Source organism: Coriobacterium glomerans PW2 (assembly GCF_000195315.1).
In the GTDB taxonomy this organism is placed as follows: Bacteria; Actinomycetota; Coriobacteriia; order Coriobacteriales; family Coriobacteriaceae; genus Coriobacterium; species Coriobacterium glomerans.
The window spans coordinates 1,981,603-2,008,209 of sequence record NC_015389.1 but is presented as its reverse complement, the minus strand read 5'-3'; the positions used below and the strand labels follow the sequence as shown (position 1 = coordinate 2,008,209).

Genomic DNA, 26,607 nt, shown 5'->3' with positions numbered 1-26,607 from the left:
ACTTCCTTTCTAACAGTGCTCTGATTGAAAGAGATCGGTGATATTCTCTCGTGCATCGGTTGGAATCATCTGATTGAAGATAGGTATTCCTGCCAGAGCAAGTCTGTGAAACGCTTGCCATTCCTCGGCTGAGACGAATACGGTCTTTCTGATCTGATTCGCATTTGACTTTGTTGACATGTTCCCCACGGTAACATGATCGACTTTAAACCCGTTTTGCACCATTGCAAGGATCGGCTGTGGATGACCTGTAAGGATCATGACCCGGGTACCACGATCAATTTGTTGAGAGAATTTGTCAGCTGCTTTCGTAGCGTTGAAAATTGAGAGCTTGCATCGTTCGGGGCAACCAAACCGGAGTGCTGTTTTCCGGGTTTCATCTTGCGCGATCGCATCGTCAACAATTACGATGCGATCGAGCGAATACTCAGGAATCCAGAAGCTGCAGACTTGACCGTGAATAAGTCTGTCATCAATACGAGTATCTATGATGGCCATGATTCCTCCTACATCGCAATGATTCCAGTGATTCCGAGCAAGAAGCCAATGACCACAATGCCCAAGATGATGAATGGAACCTTGATGTTCTTTTTTAAGCACCACAGAATTCCAAGTGTTACAACGAGTGGCAACAGTTTGGGTGAGATCTGATCCAGGTAATCTTGGACAGCAATCTTCATATTGCCCATTGTGAATACGAGAGGGGAGGAGATTTTGACCCACATGGCGATCATGCAACCGATCGCCATAGCTCCGACTATGCTTGCGCATTGCGTGACGAGTTGCATTTGTCCACTTTTTTCGAGGTGCTCGATAAGAACACGTCCTCGTGAGTAGCCGAGACGCACTCCTACAAGCCGCACAGCGATGTTAGGGATGCCAAAGCTCAACAACAGGACAAATGGAGCAATCGGACTACCTTGTGTTGCAAATCCAATTGCCAGCGAACAGGCGAGTACCCGAAAGATTCCCCAAAAGAACGTGTCGCCAATTCCGGAAAGCGGGCCCATAAGCGAAACTTTGATTGCATTGATCGATGATGGATCAAGCGAAGGATCGCGGGAATGGTTTTCTTCCATTGCCATTGTGATGCCCATAACAAAAGGAGAAGGAGCGCATGTCATATTGAATGCCGCGACGTTGCGACGCATGGCGGCTCGTAGCGCATTATCATCACCGGAATAGATCTTGCGTAGCGGCTTTAGAATACTGCAGAGAAAGCCGAGCCCTTGCATGCGCTCGTAATTGAATGAACCCATAATCGTATAGCTTCTGAGTGCGACACCACGAAGATCTTTAGTATTTAACAGTGGTGATTCTGCGATCGGGCGATCTGGTGCAGCCGCAATTGTATCGGTCATGTTCTAATCCTCCCATTCGTTGCTTGAAATGGGTTCGTGCGCCTGCCGAACGACGTTTCTCGATTCACTTCTTAGTGCAAAGACGATCATTGCGATTGCGACAGCTATTGTTGCCATACCGATCATGCTAAGGTCGTGGCCAACAAATGCAGCTGGAACGAAGCCGACGATAAAGTATGGAATAAGCGAGGCGTCTAGAATAATCTGCATGAGCAGAGCGAAACCCAATGCGGGAAGGATTGCGGCGATACCGTTTAGACCAGCAGTAGCCCATGAAGGGAGGCTTTTCACGATGATATCGATCATGCCGCCCCCGAAGAACATCAGAATGAAGGTTAATCCGAAATAGACTAGACCGGTCAGAATTGCGCACGACCAGTGGATAATTTCGATCTTTGTGAATTTCAGATCCTCGATCGCGCGATCTACGATGAGCATGGCACCGGAGTATGCTGTAAGAAGCAAACTGTTGAGAAACTGCATGATTATCGAGATTGGAACGCCGAACATGATTGCGCTGTCAATGCCGGTACCCGTCGCAATTGCGACGGCGGCTCCGATGGTTCCGCCCGTACCGATGTCTAGACCTGCCGTTGGGCCAATTGCAGTTGCACCCATCCACATGAGCTGCATCTGGGCACCGAGCATAAGCCCCTTGGAAACATCGCCTAACACAATGCCGACTAAAAATCCGGTCACAATTGGTTCTCTGAACTTTGACTCACCAAGAATCAAGCCATCAAACTGTGTGAAGGCCGCGACGAGTCCAATACAGATCGATTGCCAAAGAGTGATCACTTCTTCATCCCTTCTCCCACATCGTGAGTTCTGAGGCAGGCGTTCAGCTATCATCATATTGTAATAACAATGTGATGATAGCTGTTATCGCTGAATGGCTGCTTATCGTCGGGGAGCGTATATTTGCAGCTCTTATAACAATCTGCTTTGTGATAAGGCTCTTGTCAGGATTGGCCGACAGCAATATGGCATGTTTAGGTAAGCAACAGTTTTGGCGCAAGTTATTCAGCTGAAGCTCGACAAGCTCAGCTTGTTTTGGCGAGCAGGCATGTTTCCAAGATAAATGTAAGCGAGCTAAGTGTGCCGTAATTGCGATGCAACGTTTCTGCAACCGGTGCTGTCGCACCATGAGAATCTCGTGAGACCGAATTCCGTTCCCATATGTTGAAGAAGACTTTAGCGTGGGAGTTCGTGACATCCAACAGATGCTAAGGTATCATTTTGCTGGATGATTCGGCAGTTTTGTGTCAATCGGCTGTCAGCAACCGACAGCCGAGCTGGATTCAAGCCAGCAGCAGGCGTTCCGATCGCTTCGGCAGATGGTTCGACATACAGATCGATCGGCACGAGGCGGTGAAGCGAAGGGATGCATGTGATGTACTGTGTCAAATGCGGAGGCGAGCTATCGGATGACGATGCATTCTGTCCCGCGTGCGGGCAGGAAATCGATAAAATAGAATCTGAACGATCTGCCTCGGATTCTTGCCGGGTTTCAGCCTCGATCCCCAAAACGACACCCGAACCCGAGCCCGAGCCGACTACCCTTCTGCAATCACAAGCGGCATCGCCGGCAGTTTCCGCCGTCGCTCGACATGATACCGATACCCATAGGGCTGCCGCGAAAATTTCGTCAGCTCAATCCGTAGCACCCGCACCGAGTACGACGAAGGCATCGCCGATCACTGCGACTGTCTTGCCACGCTCTGCGATGATGAGCTCTGAGGCCCCCTCAGGTGACAGGCCCAAGCACAGCAGAAAAACCATTCTCATCACGGTGATCGTCGCTATAGTGGTTCTAGGCCTGGTTGCGGGCGGGGCTTGGTGCTATTTGGGATGGAGACATCAGCAGGACGCTGCAGCGGATGAAAAAGCATATGCTGATGCGCATCGCATCTACGATGTCAATCTCAAGATCACGGCAGATGGACTCGACACATCTGAGGGCTCCAAGATACCGGTGCAGGTCAGCGGAACAGATTTCGAGGGCAACAAGGTAGAAAAAATCTACTACGTGGCCTCCGACGGATCGGGTATCAGCCTGATGTGCGGTAGGTACGACCTATCCATAGCCGCCTCGCCGATTTCTGCCGATGGCATGATCTTCAATTCGAATGACGTCGCTGTGCACGCTACGGTCGGGAAGAATGGAACGTTTGATGTGGAGGGTTCATTCACGCTCTCGCCCATTGAGGCCGACCAGGTAAGCGCCGCACAGATCAATGAGGCCTATCTTGCAGCGAAGGAGGGTGGCGCTGCCAGTGAGAAAGATGCTGCGACTCTTCGAGATGCGGCGACGCGGCGTCGTGAGGATGCGATCAGGAAAAAAAGAGCGGATGCCGACGCCGAAGCCAAAAGAGTTGCTGAGGAACGTGCAGCATCAGTACATTTCAGCACTTCGCGTTTCTCATTTGACATTCCGGATTACTGGAAGGATCGAGTCACCGTTTCGATAGACGAGGACTGCGCTCACGTTTTCTCGAAAAAGTATCCCGAACGCGAGATCATGGCCATCGTCGTGAGCGACGGAGGCAATTTGAAATCTGGGAGCCAGATGATCGAACCTCCAGCTGTAGATATAGGAGGTGGCCGATACGCACAGGTGCAAGCGACAGATTGGGCGATCAAGATCGCTGAGGCGAATATCTCTCACTCGAAACGTGCGGATGATTTCTTCAGCTTGGACGAGGCCAACGAGCTCACCGATCTTCAGACCGGAGGCGGCGTGGGCTATATCTCAGTGCTCAGAGCTCTTAATACGTCGGACGGGAATCCTGACTCCAAATTGCTCTCGCGGCTCAGCGCCTTCATATCTGACACAGTGCCTCGGACCATCAAGTCGAATTAGCCGCAGTGCAGCCGAGAGGCGGCGAAAGGAGAACACGGACATGGCCTTTCTCGACGATATGCAATCGCTCATGAATCGTGGCTTTGCGAGCGCGAGCCGTGCGGCGGGAGCAACCAAGCTCAAACTGGAGCGGGCCGATCTCGAAAAGCGCCGCAGGGAACTGTCGGCTCAGCTGGGGGCGAGTCTGTATGAGGAGACGAGGTGCGACGAAAGGTTCCGTTCGGGTCGCGAAGGCATCTACGACGCTATCGCAGCCATTGACGAACGTCGTGCGACGATCGATGGGGAGCTGGAGGAGCTTGCCGCTCAGACTCAGATCGCCCAGATCTACACCTGCACGAAATGCGGGGCCCAGGTGCCATCGACCGATTCGTTTTGCGCCGGTTGCGGCACGCCAGTGGTCGATATCATAGCCGCTCATCAATCGATTCCGCAGACTGATACCGGCGAAATTGAGGACGGTGCGCCGTTATGCCCCGCTTGCGGGGTGCCCGCGAAGGCCGGTGCCGTGTTTTGCGTGGCCTGCGGAGCTCGCTTGGATGAGAGCGCGTCGCAGACAGGCGAGTGAGGCCGGGCACGGAGCTTACCCTTTTTTGGCACGCAGAACGGTATAGAGTGAGAACGATAATCGAGAACGAGAGGATCCACCTGATGTTTTGTCCCAAGTGCGGTACGAGGAACACTGACAGTGCGGGCTTCTGCAGCAAGTGCGGTGAGTCGCTTGGCGAGCGCCGGGTATCGGCTCCTGCAACCGGCCCGATCTCAAACAGAACGTATGCTTCAGGGCCTTCGGTTCCCTCTCAGGCAGGTGGCGCAGCGGGTCTGCGGCGGGGTGCACCGCGACCCGCGGCTACGCGACCATCTGCTTCAAGCCCGGTCGTGCCCGCCTCGGCTGGGATCGGTGCGGGAGCATTGCGTCGGCGTCTACTGCAGACCATCAGCGCGGCAGTTATGCTGATCTCGTTTTTTCTCCCCCTCTTCAGTGTCAGCTTTCTCGGAATCACCATCACGATGAGTCCGGCTGAGATGACATTCGGCAAGCAGATTTTGGGAACCACGGTATCCAATTTCTCGAATATTTTGTTTATCGTTCCTGGCGTCTGCGCGATTCTCGCATTGCTTGCACTGAGGGATCGAGCTGCGAACATCGTGTCGATCGTCCTCGGTATCGTATCGCTTGCAATTGTTCTGATCTGCATAACGTATATTCCTACCACTGACTATATAAAGCCGGATATGGCGATCGGTCTCTATCTCAATGTGATCGCAAGCGCGGCACTGATCGGGCTATCCGTATTCAAGCTGTATAGCGCCAGCAGGCAGAAGCGGTAGGCTCGAGCGAGGAAACGACGGGAGAACCTCATCTGCGACAAGTATGGAGCTGCCGCCAGCAGAAACCCGACCATGGAGTCTTTAGATCGTTGCGCGCGACTGTGACCTCAGCATCAGCTGGCCTGTTCGTCCGCGAGCACGTTCTCGGTGACATAGCTGTCTCAGAACTTCCGGAGAGTCGTTTCGTCGGTGGATTGCAGGCTGGACGTGGGCTGTCTCCATAGAACCGGGCTTCGGACATGCTTGCGTAGGAGTCAGTCGCATCGCCGCCGGCATGCGGCCGATATCGTGACCTCTGATAGGAACGCATTCAGTTCGCCGAATAGCATGCAATCTGAAGGTCGATTGGCAATATAATCTTTTGGCTATTGCCGTGAACCCGGGCGATCATGCACATGGCACTCGGTAGTGCATGCAGTTGCATCGTTGATCTTCATGGAGGGGTGCCATTATGGAGGCTGCAATACGAGCGCTCGACAACGACAGCCGAGTTCTTCTTGTCAGTGAGGACTCCATAGCGCGCGAGGTGCTGCGGCAAACATTGATGGTGCATCTCATCGAGGGCGAGGCCGAAGTCCACTAAAAGCTCGGTCATGGTCATGTCGCGCGCATGGACGCTGACGGCGTCTCCCTCTCATCAGATGGTGATGCAGCATTGAGGGGTCAGGCGATAATGCTTCCGATGGCAGCGGGCGATGTTTTGGTGGCGAACAAGGGAGACCAATTCGAATTGCGCGCGACGTCAACATGCCAACCCAAGCCGCTGCTCTTCCTCTTTGAGATCTCAGATTCGCTCCTGTATCAAGCGGTCGACGCGAACACGATTATCTTTCGCTGCTGCTCGTCACACCGCGGGAGCAGTGATGAATTCGAAGGATTGATCGAGGCGATCCGGAGTGTATTGGACGCGATGGCTCTCGACGACCAACGTGGCAGCTTTCTTTTGTTCTCTAACATCTACGCCCTGCTGAATGAGCTCGTGCTGCGTTTTGCGGATCGATTCGAAGCGGTCAATCCGGGCGAACATCGAGCTTGGCAGATCCTGCGGTACATGGGTGCTCATTATCGCGAACGGCTCACCTTGAATCTCGTAGCCAACCGCTTCTATCTGGATCCGGCATATCTTTCCCGTCTGATCAGACGGGAAACAGGTATCAATTTCAAAGCGCATCTCACCCAGATGCGCATCGAGTGCGCGAAGCGATTTCTCACTCAGTCCTCGATGAGCATCGCCCGTGTGGCAACCGAATGCGGATACACCAATCTATCGAGTTTCAACACGGCATGCAACCGCTTGCTCGGTATGACGCCATCGGAATATCGAGCGAAAACCAGCATCACCGCTATTGCCAAAGACGTTTCCGCCGGTGAGGAATCACATCGTTATCAGCAGCTCCGGCAACGAGAAAAGATTCGCGATCAAATGCGTGAGACGCGGCGCATCGATATGGCGATGACGGGAGATCCCCTGAAACCGATTTGGACCGAGTTGCTCAACATCGGTTCCGTTCGCGAGCTGCTGCATGGTCATATCAAACGTCAGATTGCATTCATACAGGGTCAGATCGCATTCAAGTATGGAAGAATGTGGGGACTTTTTGGTCCGGAAGCGCTGTGCGATCTGGAAAAGGGCGAATATGCCAATTTTGGAACGCTTGACGAGGCACTTGATGCGGTCATCGAGGTCGGGCTCATACCTTGGATCGTGATCGGCAAATGCTCAGACCCGGAGCGCCTCTACGAATGCGAGAACAAGGCATGGCAGCATGCGCTCTCGAGTTTTCTCAGTCATGTGCTTGATCGCTATGGGAAGCAGCTGATAGTGCGGTGGCGGATCGAGATGGTGTTCGAAGGTGATCCGTCATCTCCCCAGTTCGACATCTACCGAGATCGCCTGGCTTTCACACGGAAGCGAATCAAGGACATCGATCAGGCCATGCTCATCGGAGGGGCGGGATTTCAGCAATTGAGCGATGAGGGCAAACTGTCCGAAAGGATCAAGAGCATCGCCTATCTTCTCGATTTTGTGAGCCTCAAAGTGTTTCCCTATTCGGGGTCAAGCGAAGTCGGGGAACAGCGGCACCCGATGCGAATTGTTGAGACCGGTGTTTTCATCGAGTCCGTACAACGAGTGAGGGCCGCGATGATGCACGCCGGCGTTTCTGTACCGATTTATGTCACCGAATGGAGCAACACGATCTCAACCGAGGATCTCATCAACGACACGTTGTTCAAAGGTTGCTTCATCATCAAGACCTGCATAGAGGCGATCGATTCGGTGGCAGGCATGGGTTATTGGCTCGCGTCGGACTGGTATAGCGCGGAGCAGCGGTCAGGATCTCTGCTTACCGGCGGCCCAGGCTTGATCACCAAAGACCGTATTCCGAAGCCGGCGCTATCCGCGTTCGGTTTTCTCGCAGAACTCACTGAAAGGAAGCTGATCTTCAAGAGTGAAGACTGTTTGATCTGTCAGCGTGAAGGCGACAGCAGCATACTCGGCTTCAATTATGTCCAACCTGAAAAAACCTATTACCTCAAAGATGAGTCGAGCTTTCAACCGGGAGAAGTTTTGTCGCTTTTCAAAGAAGAGAAAAAACGCTGCTCATTTTTGCTCACTCACCTGAGAAATGGGGCATATGAGATCAGAACGTATTCATGCGACGCCCGGTACGGCAGCATTTTCAATCAGTGGGCGACGTTGGGGTTTGCGAAGCATCTTCGGAGGTCTGATATCGAATATCTGAAAAACAATTCGAATATGCACATGGAGCTGGAGGAGAGAATGATCACAGACGGTGTTTGCCGCATCGATCGCCTTGCCGGTGCGAACGAGTTCTTTTTGATTAATCTTCGATACTGCGCAAAAACCAATAAGTGATTCTTTACCCCGCGTAGCCGTGTGTCGTGAGGGGCAGTGTTTTTCATGACTCAACTCGACAACGAGTGAGGAGATACTTCTTTCGATGGCGTGTACGATAACGCTATCGATATCTCAAAGCTCAGGGAGCGTGGATCATGGAACTCGGGGTTGTAAGCGCGATCTATCATCAGAGCGATTTCAAACAAATGATCGAACTCGTGGCCGGAAATGACCTGTCTTGCGTTGAAGTTGCCTGCTGGCCGAAAGAGAAGCCCGACCGCCGCTATGCGGGAGTCTGCCATATCTCAACCGATGAGATCGATGATCGGGCAGCGGAAGAGATACGCGCGTTCACCTCGCAGCACGATGTTAGAATTTCGGCGCTCGCCTATTATCCCAATCCGCTTGATGAGGATCCCAGTAGACGCAAGAAGGCGATCGATCATCTGCTCACGGTGATCGATGCGGCTCAGCTGCTCGATATCAACTTGGTCACCACCTTCATCGGTCGCATGCAACATGCCAGCGCATCAGAGAATTTCACCGAGGTCGGCCATGTGTGGAAACCGATCTTGAACTATGCGCAGGACCGAGGCGTGAGGATCGCCATTGAAAACTGCCCCATGTTGTTTACAGAGACCGAGTGGCCGGGTGGTCAGAATATCATGACCTCACCTTCGAACTGGGAACGAATCTTCAACATCTTGGATAGCGATTGGTTGGGAATCAATTACGACCCCTCTCATTTTCTATGGCAGCAGATCGATTACCTGGCTCCGATCCAGCAATTCAAAGACAAAATCTTCCATGTGCACATCAAGGACATCAAGCTGCTTCCGCAAAAGCTTGCGAGCGTGGGCATCTTGGCTCTGCCGCTTGAGTACATGCTTCCCAAGCTCCCCGGTCTTGGCGAGATCGATTGGGGCGCGTTCGTATCGGGTCTTACCGACATCGGATACAGGGGAGCGGCCTGCATCGAGGTAGAAGACAGGGCGTTCGAGAGCAGTTACGAGGAGATCAAAAAGTCCGTGACACTCAGTGCACGCTACATGCGCAACTACATCATCTGAGCCGGGACTTCGAACCCGAGAGGGCGTTACGTTCGCGGCGGATTATAAAACGTTTCGCACGTGGAGTCTCTACGCGAGGAAATCGGCTTAGAATTCGATCCTTCGAAACGCTGGGACGCTTCGAAATGCAAGGTGATGCCGATCGAACATGACCATACCAAACAAAAGAAGGGGTAGGGATAGTATGAAGGCCAAGCTATCGTTCGGTCTGATCGGATTCGGTTTCATGGGTCATTCTCACGCGGATATGATTACGAAGCTTGATTACGCCGAGCTCGCTGCAGTGTGCGATATCAATCCGGATCAGCTCAAATTTGCTCCGCAGGGTACGGCTACCTATGCCGATGCTGACGATCTGCTAGCCAGCGAAGATGTGAACACGGTCATCATCGCGGTGCCCAATCACCTCCATTTGGATATGGTGAAGAAGGCGGCGGCTGCGGGTAAAGATATCATATGCGAAAAACCGGCGGCGATGGATGCAACGCAGGTTCAGCAAATGATCGATGCGACCCGAGCCGCGAACGTTCGATTCACCATTCATCATCAGCGCCGCCTCGATGCGGATCTCAAGATGGCGAAGGCGGCGTTCGAAAGCGGTGAGCTCGGTGACGTCTATACCGTGAAATCGTCACTATACGGATTTAACGGGAATATGCACGATTGGCATGTCTATCCGGAATACGGCGGCGGAATGCTGTACGACTGGGGTGTGCACCTCATCGATCAGATTCTATTCATGATCCCGCAGCGCGTGATCCAAGTTTACGCTGACATGCGCAATGTCATCAACAAACAGGTTGATGATTATTTCAACATCCTATTGCGCTTCGAGCATGGCGTGGCAGCGCAAATCGAACTCGGGACCTATTTTCTATGTGATCAGGACGGATGGTTCGAACGCCACTGGTTCGTCGCTGGAAACAAGGCTTGCGCATATATCGATGGCTTCAATCCTCGCGGTGCCGTCGTGACCACGTCTCAATTGCTTGAAAATGTTCCCGGTAAAATTTCGATGAGTTTTGCAGGTCCGACGAGATCTTTCGGACCACCTCCCGAGGGGAGGATCATCTCGAAACCGCTTCCATCTGCCGAGACCTCGCACCGTCAGTTTTTCGACCGATACTATGGCTATGTGGAAGGCCGAAACGAGCTATTCGTCAAACCGGATGAGATCTTGCGGTTGATGCGCTTGATAGACACCATTCGCCGATCCGCTTCTGAGCATCGCTCGCTCGACTTCGAATGATTTACCGGGAGGGCGATCGGTCGCGTTTGCAATCTGAATTCGGATCACTGTCGGAGGGTACCTGAGATCATGATCCGCCTCATCGCATCAGATATGGATGGCACGCTGATGAGCGGTGCTGATGGACTGTCCTCGCGGAATGCTTCCGCGATCCGATCCGCGCAGGCGCTTGGAGCCGAGTTCATCGTCGTCACCGGCCGGTCGTATGAGGAGGCGGCACCGTATCTGCACGATGCGGGCATCGCATGCGACTATGTGTTGATGAATGGAAGCGAACTCAGAAATGACGCGGGTGAACTCCTTCGGTCTCGCTATCTATCCCAAGACGCGGTTGAAGCGTGTACGAAAAGACTTCAAGAAGAGAACGTGTATCTCGAGCTGTATACGACGACGGGCATTTTCTCAACAAGCAGCGAGGATCAGCTCGACTGGGCGATCGCGACCAAGATCACCTATCTCATGCCCGGTGCGTCCCCGCGAGAAGCGCAAAACCAAGCTATCATCGATTTCTGGAAGAGGACCAAGATCTGCCGGTTTGACGAAGCCGATGAGCTATGGAACCAACGGGGAAGCGTTGGAAAAATCGTCATGTTCTCAGCTGATCTCCCCAAGCTCAGTCGACTTCGCGAGGAGTTCGCGGCTCAAAGCGATCTGAATGCGGCATGCTCGTTTCCCGTGAACTTGGAGCTGACTGACAAGCACGCGAACAAAGGGCGGGCGCTCAAAATGTACGCGCGCGCGAAGGACATCGATTTGAAAGATGTCATGACCATTGGCGACAGCTACAACGATTTATCGATGCTGCATCCTGAATTCGGTTATCCGGTCGCTGTGGAAAATGCGCCCGATGATGTCAAGCGGGCGGCCAAATATGTCACCGCAAGCAACCAGGCGGATGGTGTCGCATCTGCCATTGAACGTTATCTGACCTGAGAGGAAGGATATGAATACCTGTATCGGTCGTTGATACCGGTGCAATGAGAATCGTTGAAATATACAGGGTTGATCTGCGTGAGCGCAGGTCGAGTCCCGGCAGGAGAGGAGAGGCCAGATGGATGTTGCACTTGGTATCGACATAGGAGGCACGACGGTAAAGAGCGCCTTGGTCGATCGGACCGGCGCGCTTATTCAAAAGAGATCTGTACGCACAGAGTCGAGCGCGGGACACGTCAAAATGGCTCACGATATCGCTGCGATGGCGAAGGATATGAGCAAGGATCTACCAGATCGATGCACTGTTGTCGGCGCAGGCGCCGGCGCCCCCGGTCCCGTCGAAGGGCGCATGCTGCTCGGTGCGGTGAATCTGGGATGGGGAGAGACCCCGCTTGCTCAAGCGATCGAGAGGAGTTCGGGCCTTCCGACCGTGCTGTTGAACGATGCGAATGCCGCAGCCTTGGGAGAGCGGTGGGCGGCGAGATCCCATGGTGGCGATCTGGCTGAAAACTTGTTGTTCGCAACCCTCGGCACGGGAGTGGGGGGCGCTATCATCGTGAACGGATCGCTCCTGAACGGAGCCCATGCGTGCGGCGGGGAGATAGGCCACATCCCCTCGGGAAAAAGCGAGAAGCGCGTTTGCGGCTGTGGGAATCTGGATTGCTTGGAGACCTATGCATCGGCCAACGGATTGCTTGCAACAGCAAACAATCTGTTCGTAACAAATCAGGTATCTGCAGTGCCCACATGTGAGGAGCTGTTCGAGAGAGTCAAAGCGGGCGATCGCCTCGCTACCAAAGCGCTCGATGACACCATCGATCTGCTCGCTCGTGCGCTGGCAGGCATCATCAACACGATCGATCCCGAGATGGTGATCATCGGAGGAGGACTTTCGGCTGCGGGGGGCACCCCTATTCGATAGGATTCAATCTCGTCTCTCGCTACATGTGTTTCCGGCGATCCGCGGTCATTTTGATCTCAGATGCGCGCGATTGGGTAACGATGCGGGTGTCATCGGAGCGGCGTACGAGGCGTTCCGTATCGCCGATGGGACGTGTCAGTCATGATGGACCTATGACGGTTCAATACTGACAGAAAAAGCAAAGAGGCGAGATGGCGTGGTCAGGTTTACACCAGCCATCCTGCGCGTATCGAGGAGTATGATCAATACGGATCGGTCGCGAGCCGTGCAGGTCCTGCCGAGATGGGTGACCGGAGCTGGTGGCGACCGATTCTAATTCGACGCCATCCCTACGCGATCTCATCAACGAATCGACGATGATTCCTCGCACGAGCGCACCTGTCGGCTTTCCTCAGTTTTCGCTTCAGCTTCAATCGCCTTCTTTATACCGATCGGAACCTTTACCGACAACGCCACGTTCTCGCAATTCGATTTCGGTAACCGCTCCTCCGAAAGCTCGCCGATGTTTTGCCAACCCGTTGGCCATTCATCGCGCTCGAGTGCGTCTTCCCAATCCGTAATCATCTCGTCGGTTACCTCAACGCCGTTTTCAGCGATGATTCGGTTCATATCTACCCCCATCTCAGTTCTCGTTTGAGTTTTTATGTCGGCGGCGTCATGGCGTGAAAGACGCACCATGTACCGTTTACATCCATGAACCCGATCAACTCTGCGAATCGTCCGTCTGGTGAGGAGCCCACTGAGATCCGCAACGAGGGGTCATCTGTCCCGCGCCGCTGAATCATTTGTATCGGATTTTCCCACACGTACGCCGCTCTTTTCTGCGTCAATCGGTGTCTGAGAGCATTTCAATGCACCTGATTACTATCTGCCCCTTGTTTACTTTTCCGGTATACCAAAAAGTAAGAAAACAAGAGCAAGATTTGCGACATCACGCCGCAAGAGACGCATCACATGAATCGACCCTCAGCGCTACGCGTTTCGCTGAGTACGAGACGCGTAGCGCTGAGTCAGAAAGAACGCTTCCCGTCGGGATTGAATATGCAGCCAGGACGGGAAGGAAGGACGTGAGTGCTGCCGAGGGGGAGGGATTCAAGGGGTCCGGCACGTAGCGCACGAGACGTGAGCGCGGAGACATCGCCATGGGCTCGGCGCATCTTGCGCGCTCGATCGAAGGCGTCGCCCGGCTCGGCTGTCGGATCGTTCGCTCCGGTGTGAGATCCAAGTGAGATCCCGACAAGCCCCCCGGAAGGTTCCTGTAAGATAAAACCGCAGGCAGATAGCTACATTTCAAAGCGTGGCGACGCGCTTTCATGAGATAATGGGGACGCGGCAGAGTCCGTTCGCGGACGGCGCTACCAAGTTGCCGGGCACCTCGTGGAGACACCCGGGAAAAGGAGCGTCACCCATGGGAACCTTCCTTGAAATGCTGCAGGCGGTATTCTTCGCGTTGAGCATTCTGAAGCTCGCGTCGAAGGCTGCGCGGAACTATAAGCGATGGCGGATGGAGTTGCGTAAAAGAAAATAGGGGCCAGCGGCAACTGACCCCTAACACCTAAAACGTAGCGCCGCCCGCAGAGTGGTGCGGGCTTTGTCGCTTTTCGCAGTATACCGCGATGACACGGGTCTTGTCGAGAGATCCCACGGGCAGGTCGGCATAACTGTCTCGCGCAGCAGACGCTGTCGCCGACACGAGGCGATCGCCCTCCCCCCGACTGCTGCGCTGATTTCAGAATCCGCATCGCGGGGCCGTTCCATTAAAATGAGGTGAGATACGGTTTCCGACCTGTTCATGAGCCGCTAAAAAAGAGGATGAGATGGCGTCGGAGAAGGCGGTGGCCTCGATCATGGCCGAGAGGCGACTCATTGTGAGGCACGAGGGGAACGAAAGGCGCTTTGCATGTGAGGCGAGATCGCGACCGCTCCGGACGACGTTATCGCACGAGACTTCTCTGGGAAGAACACCGAGAGAGGCGGCTCACCGATCTGACCGGATTCTTCGGTCAGTCAGGTAAGGTCTCTCCATCGCTTCTCATCGATCGCCTCGACGGGATGGTCGCCTCCCTCTAGATCGGCACCGGGCCCAACGCGGAAGTCTGTCGATCCATGCCGAGTCGGTTAATGATGTGATCGACTGACAGATCCAAAATTAAAAACAAGCTTTCTATTCGAACGACAGTTAGGAGCTGCATATTAAATATGCGTTGAAAACACAAATCAATCTTATGTTATAGATTGGTCACTTTGTAATAAGCAAAATCTGCATAAGATTGGTGTTGAAACGCGTCCACTGCACCAATAAAACTAAATAACCCGGTGAAACCGCCGATTTCTCCGGGTATGCCATTGACTCCCTCATCAGAAAGGTATTCGACCGCCAACTCCTGTCCCAGACTCTGCCATTGTTCTTGAGCGCTTAGACGATAGAATATGGCTGCCGCACCATGATCGTATTTGATCTTCAAAATGACATGGCCCCCTGGAACAAGTATGCGGGTGTTTACATATTCGATTCTTTGTCCAAGCTTTGCTTGCATGATGGTTAAGTACGGGCAGTTTTTTTCTTCTAAATATGTCAGATGCGTATACAGCCAATTATTCGAGTCATAATAGAGACCAAGTCCCGCTGTTTGAGAGTAATGCCTAGGTTGAAACTCGAGCATTGTTTCCACTTCATAGATAAAGGATGTCGCGCGTGTCGCCATGATGGCTGGATTCATCTGTGAGAACAAGGAATTCCCACCATAGATTCGCAAATATCCCTTCCGTTTTTGAGTGCTTACCCATGACTGATTTTGTTGACGATACGGAGTCATAAATTGAGGCAAATACTGCTTCTTTTCAAACGAATCATACAAATCTGTGAGCTGTTCTTTTTCAATTGGAACCCCAGCAAGTCCCATAAAGGACATTTTTGCCAAGTTGCTTCCGTCAGCCATCCTCAGCCAATTATCCTCGGTCCAATACATTTTCTGCAAAGAGGTCTCTCGTCCAAGCGGGTTTAATAGCTTCCCTTCTAATGGTCGCGACATCAAATGAGCCATATACCATTCATCGGTATGAGTATGAACCAAAGATCCGTGGCCCGCTTTTTGCATCGGTGAGTCGGGATTGACCATTTCAAAATGTCCGGCATCGGGATCTCCCAGAGAAAAAAGATGTCTTGGAGATGAGGTGAGGATCGGCTCACCGGAAGGATGGGGTTCATAAGGACCAAAAATTGAGCTTGACCGACCGATCTCCACGCCATGGCCGTAGCCAGTACCACCGGAGGCCAAAAGTAAATAATAAGTACCGCAATGCTTGTAGATTTGAGGTGCTTCCACGCAGCCCCTTGTAGTAAATCCTTTCGTCACTCTATGCCAAGGTGAGATTAATTCACCTGAAGAAAGATCGATTTCTGCGATGACGATATGCCCAGGCGCCTGATACCCTTCTCTTGTTTCCCACTCTAAAATAGTTAGATAATGATTCCCATCATCGTCATGAAACAATGCTGGATCAAAACCAAGTGAAGTGAAATAAATGGGTTCTGACCAAGGGCCACGCATATCAGTTGCCCAAATCGCATAGGTATCCGCATTAAACTCGCGACCAGCCATATTGACCATATGCGAATAAACAAGCCAAATTCGTTTCGTCTCTGAGTCATAGGATAAATGAGGTGCCCAGATACCAGCAGGTGTATTGGTCCCGCATAAGTTTACTTCTTCATTGTTTAAGGCGGAACCAATGAGATGCCAATTTGCAAGATCCGCTGACTCAAAAAGCTGAATCGAAGGTGTCCAATGAAATGTTGAGGTTGCGATATAGTATCGTTTATCAATACAAATAATTGACGGGTCTGGAGCCATCCCAGGGATAACTGGGTTTTTAATCGTTGTCATAAGCTTCCACCCTATTCTTTCTTTTGACTCGTTTTGTAATGAAACGCTGCCTGTTTCTTATTAGCTACAGATTAATACGCTAAAATGATGTCATTTATTCAATTGGCACATCCATCTTACGAAACTATCAAGACAGAATGCATATCAAAAAGAAGCGAAAAATTACCATTTCTGCAAATAAGGAGTTTGCACCGAATGAACCCAACACCTGAATGGCTAGAACAACTCGTTAAACTACCAGATATTGATATAAATTTGAAAACCTTTGGTGGACACAAGCAAAAGGTTCTTTCAGGATGGCGCGCACCGCAAGAAACCCATTTTGCCTTTGAAATCATGTTGATTATTGCTGGAAGGCAACGAACGATCTTCGAAGCTAGTCAGTTCGATTTTGTTGCAAATGATGTCATCTTGATACCTCCTGGTAGGGCCCACGAAAACACTTGTGTTTCAGGGGAAGGGTTGGAGTATTTCTGTATGCATTTTGATCTCGATGAGCCCGAAGTCCAACAGCAATTATTAATGCATTGCCCGCTTTTACTAAAGAAAGCAAACCCTGCGTATCAAGTAATTTCTCAGATTCTTCAGCATCTCATTGCGTTCTTAGCAAATGATCACTTCGGTATAAAAGAAAAAATCGCTATTGAAATTTTACTGTTAGAATTGATGAGCGCCTTGTTGGATTATGTAGAAGATGAAAAGCTGCAATTGTCTCATACGGACAGCACCTCCCTTGTCTTAGCGAAATCAATTGCAGAATCGATTCAACAAAATTTCCGTATGTATACTCAAGATCCTTCTGAAGAAAACGAAGAATTGCTTTCGATGAGCTATACAGCCCACTCGTTGAATATCAGCAATAGTACGATGTTGACGGCTTTCAAAAAAGTATACTCTTGTAGCCCAAAAAAATATTTAGATCAACTTCGATTTAATCAAGCGAAGTTTTATCTTCATCAACCCAAACTGGCAATTTGTGAAATCGCAGAGATCGTTGGTTATCGAAATGCCGCCCACTTTACAAGACAATTCAGGAAATGGGCCAACATGTCTCCAAAAGATTATCGAGGTGCTCAGTTAGAAGCAGCAAAATAACTGGCTACCAAACGTCAAATAATAGGAATCGCGTTTTCGTCTGCGCTGAAACCACTTTATACCTATCGCTCTTATTCGTCTTCTGATAAAAATGGTAAGTTTCCTCCCCTTTTTGATATTTCAAGCCATGAATTCATTCTTTATGATTAACCCTAAGAAAGCGTTTGCAGCAGAAAAAAGATAATCGCAATGCAAACACTCATAGGATAACCCTAAAGAAACTACCGTGGACTATGTTAAGGGGGAATTCGCGTGATTGCAGTAAATTCAATATCAATCAAAAGTCGATTGCCGTTAAAAATCGGGATTTTGAGTCTGTCATTGATCGTGCAAGCTGCAGGCGCAGTAGCTGCATCGATATCTTTTATAATGAGCGATTTTTCTGACCGAACGATAGCTGAGGTCCAATCCATTTTAACGCTGCCTTCAATGGCGATCTTGATCTTTATTCTATTAAGCCCTTGGTTTATCAAAAAGCTCGGCAAGAAGCGAACGGTCTGCATAGGTTTGTTCGCTGCTTTGATTGGCGGCATCCTACCGGCCTTTACCATGGATTTTAAACTGATTCTATTTGCTCGCGTTTTGTTTGGCGCAGGACTTGGTCTCTTTAATTCGATGACGGTGTCTTTGATTGGGGATAATTTTTCAGATTCAGAACAAAAGAATTTACTGGGCATTCAATCAGCAATAATGACACTGGGCAATAGTCTAACAACCTTTGTTGCCGGCTTACTTCTGAACATCTCATGGCAAGCTTCATTCTTGGTCTACATGGTGATCATACCGATTTTCTTCCTGTTCATCCTCGGATATCGAAACGCCAAAGAAGAATCGATAGAAGCAGCAACAGCCCCGTCAAACGTTATCAGTATGAAACAATTGCCTTTAAATGTCAGTCTTGGGATCCTAACTCTGTTTTTATTCTTTACTAGTCTAATGGTGATCATCACCTCCTCATCGTTACTTATTCAAGAATTGGCGTTGCCAAATCAAGGCTTTCTCTCAACCGCTTTAGCGATCGCCAGTATTTCTAGTGGTTTAATTTCGTTGGCTTTTGGTCGAATCTCCCAAATTCTAAAGCGCTTCACCCCAGTAGTTGTAATTGTTGTAGCAATGATTGGTTTCTTTACAATTACGTTGGCACCAACAATGACTATATTCTTTATTGGTTTAGTGGTGGTCTACTTTTCCAATTTAGTAGTTCCTTATGTGTACAGCGTCATCCTTAGCGATGTAGAACCGAAAGCAAATAATCTCGTAGTCTCGTTGGCAATGGCGGCCTGCAATTTGGGGGCTTTTTCATCACCTTATATCATAAACTTTATCAGCCAACTGTTAGGTGTGACAACCGCACTCATGCAAGTGCGAATCGCTGCAGGAATCATGGCGGTCATTGCGGTGATTTTTATTTTTCTCGCATCCGATAACAAAAAAACCCTTGCTGCTCAGAAGGAGATATAAGATGGAAAAGAAACTGAGAGGCGTCAATCTCGGTGGTTGGCTCGTATTGGAAAAATGGATGGCTCCTAGTCTTTTTCAAGGGGCACCCGCCAATGACGAATACTATTTAGCATATGATCTACCTGAACCTGAATATCAAGCACGAATCTTGGTTCACCGAGAATCATTCATTACAGAAGCTGATTTCTTACGAATTTCAGCAGCTGGCTTCAACACGGTCCGCATTCCAGTTCCCTACTTTGTTTTTGGTGACCGTGCGCCTTTTATTGGATGTGTCGACTATTTAGATAAAGCTTTTTCATGGGCTAAAGCCTATGATTTAAAAATTCTAATTGATTTACATACAGCACCTTTCGGCCAAAATGGTTTCGACAATGGTGGTCTTTCAGGTGTAGTCAGATGGGCGCAGATGCCAGAAGAAGTTGAATTTGAATTGACGGTTTTGGAGCGGCTGGCACAAAGATATGCCGGGCATGAAGCATTGTGGGGGATCGAAGTATTAAACGAGCCCATTACGGAAGGTGAAGTCTGGAATAGTATGAGCCCAATGGAACGCTTTCCAGCACGTGATGCTACGTTGGCGGAGGGTAGCGCCCCAATTACTCTTTCCTTTTTACAAACCTTCTATCAGCATGCGTATCATCGAATGCGCAGCTACTTAAGAGATGAACATGTGATCGTTTTTCATGATGGATTCCAATTACACGCTTGGAAAGAGTTTTTCATCCGAAATGATTTTAAAAATGTCATGTTAGATACCCACCAATATATCATGATGGCCGAATTAGCGGGTACGGAACAATCCTTAGAAGGTTACAAGGTATTCATTGCAGGGCTAGGCAAAGAGATTTCCGAAGTTGCGAAATACGTTGATGTTTTTGTTGGTGAATGGTCCTTATTCAATTCCTACGCTGTTGGCACAGATACCAAAGGTGGCATCAATCCGACACAAGAAGAATTCAGCAGAACCCGCAGCCTAACAAAAAGTGAATTAGAAGAGATCTATCAGACCTTGTGGCGTGCCTCGATCACTGCATGGAATCAAGGTGAGGGACACATGTACTGGACGTATAAGTTATCCATCGATACGATCAACGAGCCGGCTTGGTACGGATGGGATTCATGGGATGCTAGTCGCGCTATGGCAAAAAACTGGATTGACCCAAACTACTAATATCTAAACAGGGGATGGTGAAGACACGTTAAACGCTTCCCAGCCTCAGCCCTGCGAGCTCTTTTCGATCTCGAGCAGGCGACGCTCAGACGACGATCCCGAGCCTCCGCCCTCGCTCCATCATGCTCGTTCCAGCCTTCGTCCTGATGCGACCGTCCCGGTTTCTGCGGAGATGCTCGTCGAGCGCCGCCATGAAACCCGAAGCGAGATCAGCTAGATCGAGAAATGGCCTCGCCCAAGTCAATCAAAAATGGGCTCAGAGGCCATCCGCGCTCATTAAAAAATGAAGGAACCGGCACGTTGCGATACGCGTATCGTACAGCGGTGGCGCCAGGATCATCAATCATGATGCGCGTACCGGCGATGGTGATGTTTGCATTCCTCCATTTGCCCCCGACCTCTATTTCGACAGAGTCGCCTTCACGCATGACGAGTTCGCGAGCATAGTTGACATTCAGCACGATCATGGTGTCCCGGACTTGATAGCCTTGCACGAGCGGGGTAGCGCTGCCTTCCAACATGGCGGCTCCGAGCCGCTCGCCGATGGTGCGCTTGTGCTCCGGATGGATATTGTGGGGCTCTCCGGTATCCACAGCGCAGATCAATCTCACGTCGTTCAGCTGAATGGCAGCTTGAAGCTGGGCTAATCGAATCTCAGCCCAAGCGCCGCGTGCGACATCCGAGTAGACGGGAAGCTGGATGAGATAGATGGGCACTTCCTGGTCGCGGAACTCCCGACGCCATTCAGACAGCAGTCGGCGAAGAAGGCGCTCATAGGCCGCAGCGTGATCAGCATCTCCTTCGCCTTGATACCAGACAATCGACCTTACCGTATAGGGAGCGGTCTTCTCGAGCATGGTGTGAAACATCCCGCTGGGTCGCAGAAAGCTCTCCGGTCGCATCGGCGGCGGCCACGGGGTGTGTCCGACATGGAATTTCACCTGCTCCAAACTCATGTTGGGGTGCGTACGGGCAAAATGCGACTTTTTTTGGTTGTAGGTATCGAGAATCGACCGGTAGCGGGCATCCGCCTGATCGAAATCCGCAGCGGTCCTGTTATTGATTGCTTGGTGATACGGAATCAGATATGTTTCGTCAAGCAGCGGGTCCGCCGCCAGGTTTTCTTCAGAGATCCAGCACGAGGCACTGGTTCCACCCTTGAAGCACTCAAGAACGCCCACCCGACACGTCGGGTGGGCGTTGGCCAAGAGTCGGGCGGCATAGTATGCCACGGCGGAGACAGACCCGAGATTGTCCGCATGCAAACTTCGCCAGCGAGGCTTTGGCTCGTCGCTCCACGTGAGAGAAAGTTCATGTTCAAACTCGATCTGTGGCGTGTAGTAGAAACTGACGTTATCGAGATCGAAATCGGCATATTCAAACTGGAACTCTGCCTCATCGCACATCTTGTACTCGATGTTCGACTGACCTGCGAAGAGGTATACCTCGCCGATAAAAACCTGTCTGGATACAAAGGTGGTTCTGTCGTTGACGTGCAATTCGGCATGATCGGCATACCCGCGAGCAGGGAATGTGACGATCCATTTGCCGCTTTTCGGAGAAACGGTCTCTCGGTGAACATCATCAAGGCTCGCACTGATCAGCGTGCCGGCGGCCGACCATCCGAACACATTGATCGGTCGTCCAGCTTGCAGCACCGCGTTGTCGCTGAACAACGGCGACAGAATCAATCCGCGTGACATTCAGGTCCTCTCTCGATATGCCGTGAGTCAGGCAGCTTGGTCGCTGGCTGTAATCTGCTCAGATTTCCGCAGATTGATGCGATTCGACATCTTCACGAAGGGAATCCAGATCAGCGTGGCGACAGTCAGATTTATCGCTTGAACGATGGCACCGTTGATCGATCCCGTGAACAGCAGACCCGACAGTATGGTCGGCACGGTCCATGGTACGCTGTTTGTGATGACGCCGACGAACCCGATCTGGGTAAAGAAGACCGCGATGTAAAAGCATAGAGGTTGCGCGATAATGAATGGGATCGCATACAGTGGATTTAACACGATCGGCAAACCGAAGGTGATGGGTTCCGATATATTGAATACCGCTGGCATCAGAGCGATTTTTGAGAGCTTCTTGTCTGATTTCTGATGAGAGGCGATTATGATCGCCAAGACGGGGGCAAGCGAGCACGTACCTGCGGCCACTGTGGAGAAATTCATGAAGATGGTTGAATAAAGGTGATGCGCCTGCCCCAGCATGTTTTGCGTGTCATTGATATTCCAAGTCAGTCCGAAGATGGGAGACCAGATCGAGGACGGATGGATTCCGAACCACTGCAGCAGCGACCACGTGAATTGGGATACGAAAGCAAAAGCCGCCGTACGTGAAACCGCAAGTGCTGGCTTTTGCAAAGCATAAAGCATGAGGTCGGGGACGGATTTGCCCGCTAATCCATGGGAGAGGCTCGTTGCGAAGACGAAAAACAGCATCGTGGCGAGACCGGGAACGAGGGACTCGAAGCTGCGCGCGACTGCAGGTGGCACCGATTCCGGCATCTTGATCGTTATGTTTCGCTTCAAGATCTCGTTGTAGATCACGACGGCTGCGCCGGAGATCACCAGCGCTGCAAAGACCCCTTGTGTTCCGAGGTAAGTGCCACTGATGGCGTTGGTGACATTGACTGTTTGCTCGTTGTTGGCAAAGTCGAACTGCCAAGGCACGCAGATGAAAAACGCACCCATTGCATACAGCACGGAAATCATATGCTCTTTGTTCTTTGGATAGTATCTGCGGGATAGGATATAGGAGAACACCATTACGATTAGAAGTGAAAACAGGTTTAGAGATCCGTTCGCGATAAGAGCGATGATGCTCTGAGTCGACTGAAGGCCCGCATAAAAGCCTGAATCCGCCCATGCGGTCCAAGAGCCGCTGATCAGCCTTCCGATCTGAAGTCCCTGCTTGCCAAAGACGAGACCATTGGCGGGATCGATGAAGACCGACGACAGCATGGTCGCAAAACCGGCGATCATCGATGCCGAGGCGATCAGAATAAATGAATCCCGCAGTGTTAGAAGGAGCTTGCTCGCGGCTATTCTACCCGCCGTCTTGATGAAGCCGCCCTGGAGTTTAGCTAGGTTGCCTTCGTTCGCCATCGTTGATCAACCTCTCTCGATCGTGTGCATGAAGGAATTCACGCCTGTTATAGCTCTGAATTTGATGATCGATGGTTTTGTGTTTCAAGTTGATCTATTCGCACCGGATCGAGCGAAAGCGAACAATAAATGTGTCATAACAACTCCTTTCGATTTCTATAATGGAGCCGCAATTTACACTAATATAGCCTTTAAAAAGGATTGAATCAATATAATGAAATTGTTATAACAACTAAGTATAAAGAGAGGTCCTTTCAATTCAAATACTGCACAAGCGGGTAGCGGTCAGTTGCGATAAATGTTTCGCTGTACTCAAACATCCGCTCATCGTACAGGTAAGAACGTTGTGAGACCTTCAGCAGTTGCGAGCGCTGTTCCACATTCAACATAGTGCGCAGATCAGGCGTGGCAGCGGCAACTGTGAAACGTCGTGTCGCCGAATTCGGAGTCAACTTCAGATCACCACGCAAAAAATCATAGAGAGAGCCTCTTATTGCATCCATGCGCATACCCTGAACCAACGTTATCGGCATCCAGATGTGGCTGAAGGCGACGGGCAGTTTCTCACGTCGCAACAGTCTCTTGATGTCGTGGACAAAATCGAAATCGTTGATTCCCAAGATACTTTTAACTTTGGGGGATGGCCTGACTACAGAAAAATCGACAACCTCGATCTCGACAGTGCTGAGATCAATGAGGTCAAGGGCTATCGCTTGTCGCTCAGCACGGGGTTCATTATCTTTTATGAAGGTACCGGCACCTTGAATCTTATAGATCAGTCCCTCTGCTCGGAGCTCATCTAAGGCACGGCGAATCGTGATTCGACTGGCGTTGTAAGCTTTTACCAGAGCAGCTTCCCGAGGCAGACGATCGCCGATCTTGTAGTCACCCGAAGTAATCCGTTTTCGCAGTGTATCTGCGATTAGTTTGTATTTGGGGGTCATCCGTTCAAGGCCCTTCGGCTTAATGTCTCAACTGGTGGTTTCCATCCGAATCGTTCATAGGCTTCAATCATCCCCTGATTGGTTGTGGGAATTTCCGATCAACCATGCATGCTATACCAATTTACGTCGCTATACCTCGGTGAGCTGTTCTACGATCCCTCGTACCCTCGGATTCGTTTTAAATGTCCTTATTAATTCCAGCTTCAATGAGCAAAGATTGGAAATGAAGAATGCTCATCGCTGCGCTGATCAAAGTTTAAAAGATTCTATTCCGCTCGCCATGTCCTTGCATAAAATGGTAGGCATCGTAGCGTCGTATTTAGGATCTCGTCGACTTCGCTAGATGGTATTCATACCCAAGCTCCTTCAGATACGCCCGCAGCATCTCGACCGCCTCGCGAGCTCCTTCGCATCTGCGCATCTTTGCATCGAACTTGCTGTCATTTTGCAGCTCGACCAGAAATCCGAACAGAGGCTGAATCTTCACGTAGTCAGCTTTGCTGATCGCGAGCATGAAGATGTAGCTGATTTCGTTTCCCCGGTCGTCCCACACGAGGGGGCGCTCGAGGCTCATGAACGCGACGCGCGACACCTTGGATGAGAATCTGAGCGGATGCGGAATCGCTATGCTGCCGCCGATGGCGGTCGAATACAGCTCTTCGCGGGCCAGAAGCCGCCCTTTGAAATGCTCGTCAACCACATCTCGTTTCCTGAGCTCGCTGCAGAGGAAGTCCAGTGCTTCATTCTTCGCGGCAAACGATGAGCGAACAAAGGTCAGTTCCCGATCGAAGAGAGACGCGAGCACCTCGGATTCCGAGTTGTTCGATGTGAGAAACTCATGAAGCTGTCGGCTGTCATCGAGAAAGTTCGTCAGATCGATTTGAATGACCGGGATGGGACTGTCGATAAGGGGGATCGTCGAGATGATGAAGTCCGCATCGCCGATTCTTCCCTCCCTGTAGTCTGCATAGGGATAGGTGCCGACGATATCGAGGTAGCTGGAGAATCTGCTCTCGATCTTCGCTTTCAGAAGGACGGCGGTCGCTGTACCCGATCCGCAGACGAGCGCCGCTCGCCGCTTCTCCGAGCGCGCTGCATACAGACGTTCCATCGAGGCACCGATATGCAGGGTCACAAAGGAGGCCTCGTCAGGAGTCAGTTTGAGATGCAGCCAGCTCTCCACGACATCGGCAGATGTCGCCGTCATCTCATAGGCGAGCGGGAAGGTCGAGATAATAACATCGAGCAGAGGATTCTTTCGCGTGCTTGAAAGCTCGCTGATGCCGATGACCGATTTGAAATGCGCCACGAGGCTCTCAACCATCTGCTGGTCTCGACTCAGATCAAACGAGTAGTTCTCCCTTATGCGGTCTAAGAACAGCAGCACGCCCTGTCGGATATAGCCCTCATCGACTCTCTGACCGCTGAGCACGATCGACGGAACATTGAGCGCGATGTGGTGGGCAAGATAGCGTCGCTCGGCACGACTGATCCCGATCGCGAAAACTTCTTCGAGCCATGCGAACAGCGCATGAAGTCTATCGCGAGAGCGCTCGTCAAGCATGACCTCGCCATCGAACTGCTCGATCGCATGGTCTCCCATGATTCGGCAGACCGTCAGGGCCACATGTATGATGACATTTTTCCGATTGTAGTCGGAGATGGGAACTCCGAGCCCGTCGAGAAAACCGCTCGTCCGCTCGGCCAGGCGATCCAAATCGATCCCCTCGAAGATGGCTCGCTCTCTCTGGCTGAAACCAAGGACATAATTCGCGTAGTCGCGCGTGTTCACCTGATCGATCAGGCATTGGCGCTTTGCGTCCTCATCGCCGACGAGTCGGATTCGGTTGTCTCGCCGGATGAGCTTGAGATCGTAAGCCGCGATGAGCCTGCGCAGCCTGTCAAGGTAGGACGTCATCGTGTTCCACCCGATGAAAAGCCTGTTCATCTCCTCATCCAAAGAGATCGCCGAATCAGCTGTGAGCAGCTGATACAACAAAGCGCCGACGCGGTCCTCAGTCGTCTCGAGAATGAGTTCCGCCGCCGAGTTCTGAAGCGCTTCCTTCAGAGGAAGCAGCGCATCGGCGCAGCCGTCTGCTGAATCGGCTTTGAGTCGGTAGCCCTTGCCGCGACTGTTGACGATTGAGAGATGGTATTCTTTCAGCTCGGCGTTGAGGGCGCGGATGTCGGATCTGATGGTTCTGTCGGTGACGTCGAGCCTGTTGGCCAAAGAGGCTGCAGGGATCTCGTTGGCAGAAGTGACAAGGACCGTCGCGATCTGCTCCAGACGCGCATATGAGAACTTCACTGTCTTGCCGCCTCCCCTCGAACTCCGTGTGC

Annotated in this window: 22 protein-coding genes and 2 pseudogenes; 13 read left to right on the top strand and 11 right to left on the bottom strand. The window is 51.2% G+C overall.

The features are described from left to right. Positions 1 to 9 precede the first annotated feature (9 nt). From CORGL_RS08770 to CORGL_RS08760, 3 genes are read right to left on the bottom strand one after another with little or no spacing between them, the layout of a single operon-like run. Positions 10 to 498: a PTS sugar transporter subunit IIB gene (locus CORGL_RS08770; RefSeq protein WP_013709552.1), complete on the bottom strand. Its 489-nt coding sequence runs from the start codon at positions 496 to 498 to the stop codon at positions 10 to 12. 8 nt (positions 499 to 506) lie between these two features. Next, complete coding sequence (locus CORGL_RS08765; RefSeq protein ID WP_013709551.1) at positions 507 to 1,361, bottom strand: PTS system mannose/fructose/sorbose family transporter subunit IID; 855 nt, start codon at positions 1,359 to 1,361, stop codon at positions 507 to 509. A gap of 3 nt (positions 1,362 to 1,364) precedes the next feature. Continuing rightward, a complete protein-coding gene (locus tag CORGL_RS08760; RefSeq protein ID WP_245526907.1) occupies positions 1,365 to 2,216 on the bottom strand; it encodes a PTS mannose/fructose/sorbose/N-acetylgalactosamine transporter subunit IIC in 852 nt (283 codons plus the stop codon). 529 nt (positions 2,217 to 2,745) lie between these two features. On the opposite strand from CORGL_RS08760, the pseudogene CORGL_RS10250 reads away from it, so the two are divergent. From CORGL_RS10250 to CORGL_RS10120, 5 genes and pseudogenes are all read left to right on the top strand, one after another. Beyond that, positions 2,746 to 2,817, top strand: a pseudogene (locus CORGL_RS10250) (zinc-ribbon domain-containing protein); the annotation flags it as partial. A 270-nt stretch (positions 2,818 to 3,087) separates the two neighbouring features. Next, positions 3,088 to 4,224, top strand: coding sequence for a flagellar basal body-associated FliL family protein (locus CORGL_RS09990; protein ID WP_172633561.1), 1,137 nt, complete (start codon positions 3,088 to 3,090; stop codon positions 4,222 to 4,224). Between the two features lie 40 nt (positions 4,225 to 4,264). After that, a complete protein-coding gene (locus tag CORGL_RS08750) occupies positions 4,265 to 4,792 on the top strand; it encodes a zinc ribbon domain-containing protein (RefSeq protein ID WP_013709548.1) in 528 nt (175 codons plus the stop codon). Positions 4,793 to 4,875: 83 nt separating this feature from the next. Next, positions 4,876 to 4,938 (top strand): annotated as a pseudogene (locus CORGL_RS10245) (zinc-ribbon domain-containing protein); the annotation flags it as partial. Positions 4,939 to 5,175: 237 nt separating this feature from the next. Further along, complete coding sequence (locus CORGL_RS10120; protein WP_041738737.1) at positions 5,176 to 5,556, top strand: hypothetical protein; 381 nt, start codon at positions 5,176 to 5,178, stop codon at positions 5,554 to 5,556. A 433-nt stretch (positions 5,557 to 5,989) separates the two neighbouring features. Here CORGL_RS10120 and CORGL_RS09985 read toward each other — a convergent pair whose 3' ends face one another. Beyond that, positions 5,990 to 6,157 carry a hypothetical protein gene (locus CORGL_RS09985; RefSeq protein WP_172633560.1) on the bottom strand — a complete coding sequence of 56 codons (168 nt, stop codon included), beginning with the start codon at positions 6,155 to 6,157 and terminating at the stop codon, positions 5,990 to 5,992. A gap of 243 nt (positions 6,158 to 6,400) precedes the next feature. Then, on the bottom strand, positions 6,401 to 6,727 hold the full coding sequence (locus CORGL_RS09980) for a hypothetical protein (protein ID WP_172633494.1): 327 nt from the start codon (positions 6,725 to 6,727) through the stop codon (positions 6,401 to 6,403). Here CORGL_RS09980 and CORGL_RS08740 point away from each other — a divergent pair. The 5 genes from CORGL_RS08740 (at position 6,608) to CORGL_RS08720 (ending at position 12,590) form a co-directional block, all read left to right on the top strand. After that, on the top strand, positions 6,608 to 8,434 hold the full coding sequence (locus tag CORGL_RS08740; RefSeq protein WP_172633559.1) for a GH39 family glycosyl hydrolase: 1,827 nt from the start codon (positions 6,608 to 6,610) through the stop codon (positions 8,432 to 8,434). The two genes, CORGL_RS09980 and CORGL_RS08740, sit on opposite strands and share 120 nt — an antisense overlap. Before the next feature lie 137 nt (positions 8,435 to 8,571). Continuing rightward, complete coding sequence (locus CORGL_RS08735; protein ID WP_013709544.1) at positions 8,572 to 9,486, top strand: sugar phosphate isomerase/epimerase family protein; 915 nt, start codon at positions 8,572 to 8,574, stop codon at positions 9,484 to 9,486. 184 nt (positions 9,487 to 9,670) lie between these two features. After that, a complete protein-coding gene (locus CORGL_RS08730) occupies positions 9,671 to 10,735 on the top strand; it encodes a Gfo/Idh/MocA family protein (RefSeq protein ID WP_013709543.1) in 1,065 nt (354 codons plus the stop codon). Positions 10,736 to 10,804: 69 nt separating this feature from the next. Further along, on the top strand, positions 10,805 to 11,668 hold the full coding sequence (locus tag CORGL_RS08725; protein ID WP_013709542.1) for a Cof-type HAD-IIB family hydrolase: 864 nt from the start codon (positions 10,805 to 10,807) through the stop codon (positions 11,666 to 11,668). 118 nt (positions 11,669 to 11,786) lie between these two features. Next, on the top strand, positions 11,787 to 12,590 hold the full coding sequence (locus CORGL_RS08720) for an ROK family protein (protein WP_013709541.1): 804 nt from the start codon (positions 11,787 to 11,789) through the stop codon (positions 12,588 to 12,590). A 342-nt stretch (positions 12,591 to 12,932) separates the two neighbouring features. Here CORGL_RS08720 and CORGL_RS08715 read toward each other — a convergent pair whose 3' ends face one another. After that, the gene (locus CORGL_RS08715; RefSeq protein WP_156789837.1) at positions 12,933 to 13,199 is read right to left on the bottom strand and encodes a hypothetical protein; all 267 of its coding nucleotides are present in this window, start codon (positions 13,197 to 13,199) and stop codon (positions 12,933 to 12,935) included. A gap of 1,619 nt (positions 13,200 to 14,818) precedes the next feature. Then, the gene (locus tag CORGL_RS08710) at positions 14,819 to 16,477 is read right to left on the bottom strand and encodes a glycoside hydrolase family 43 protein (protein ID WP_013709538.1); all 1,659 of its coding nucleotides are present in this window, start codon (positions 16,475 to 16,477) and stop codon (positions 14,819 to 14,821) included. A 195-nt stretch (positions 16,478 to 16,672) separates the two neighbouring features. Here CORGL_RS08710 and CORGL_RS08705 point away from each other — a divergent pair, with 195 nt between their 5' ends. From CORGL_RS08705 to CORGL_RS08695, 3 genes are all read left to right on the top strand, one after another. Beyond that, on the top strand, positions 16,673 to 17,572 hold the full coding sequence (locus CORGL_RS08705) for a helix-turn-helix domain-containing protein (RefSeq protein ID WP_013709537.1): 900 nt from the start codon (positions 16,673 to 16,675) through the stop codon (positions 17,570 to 17,572). A 252-nt stretch (positions 17,573 to 17,824) separates the two neighbouring features. Further along, complete coding sequence (locus CORGL_RS08700; RefSeq protein ID WP_013709536.1) at positions 17,825 to 19,033, top strand: MFS transporter; 1,209 nt, start codon at positions 17,825 to 17,827, stop codon at positions 19,031 to 19,033. Between the two features lies 1 nt (position 19,034). Further along, the gene (locus CORGL_RS08695) at positions 19,035 to 20,207 is read left to right on the top strand and encodes a glycoside hydrolase family 5 protein (protein WP_013709535.1); all 1,173 of its coding nucleotides are present in this window, start codon (positions 19,035 to 19,037) and stop codon (positions 20,205 to 20,207) included. A gap of 209 nt (positions 20,208 to 20,416) precedes the next feature. Here CORGL_RS08695 and CORGL_RS08690 read toward each other — a convergent pair whose 3' ends face one another. The 4 genes from CORGL_RS08690 to CORGL_RS08675 all read right to left on the bottom strand — a co-directional run bounded on the left by CORGL_RS08690 (position 20,417) and on the right by CORGL_RS08675 (position 26,575). Further along, the gene (locus CORGL_RS08690; protein WP_013709534.1) at positions 20,417 to 21,910 is read right to left on the bottom strand and encodes a sialate O-acetylesterase; all 1,494 of its coding nucleotides are present in this window, start codon (positions 21,908 to 21,910) and stop codon (positions 20,417 to 20,419) included. Between the two features lie 27 nt (positions 21,911 to 21,937). After that, positions 21,938 to 23,323, bottom strand: coding sequence for a PTS sugar transporter subunit IIC (locus tag CORGL_RS08685; RefSeq protein ID WP_013709533.1), 1,386 nt, complete (start codon positions 23,321 to 23,323; stop codon positions 21,938 to 21,940). Positions 23,324 to 23,577: 254 nt separating this feature from the next. Then, on the bottom strand, positions 23,578 to 24,267 hold the full coding sequence (locus CORGL_RS08680; RefSeq protein ID WP_013709532.1) for a GntR family transcriptional regulator: 690 nt from the start codon (positions 24,265 to 24,267) through the stop codon (positions 23,578 to 23,580). Between the two features lie 319 nt (positions 24,268 to 24,586). Beyond that, a complete protein-coding gene (locus CORGL_RS08675) occupies positions 24,587 to 26,575 on the bottom strand; it encodes a BglG family transcription antiterminator (protein WP_013709531.1) in 1,989 nt (662 codons plus the stop codon). Positions 26,576 to 26,607 lie beyond the last annotated feature (32 nt).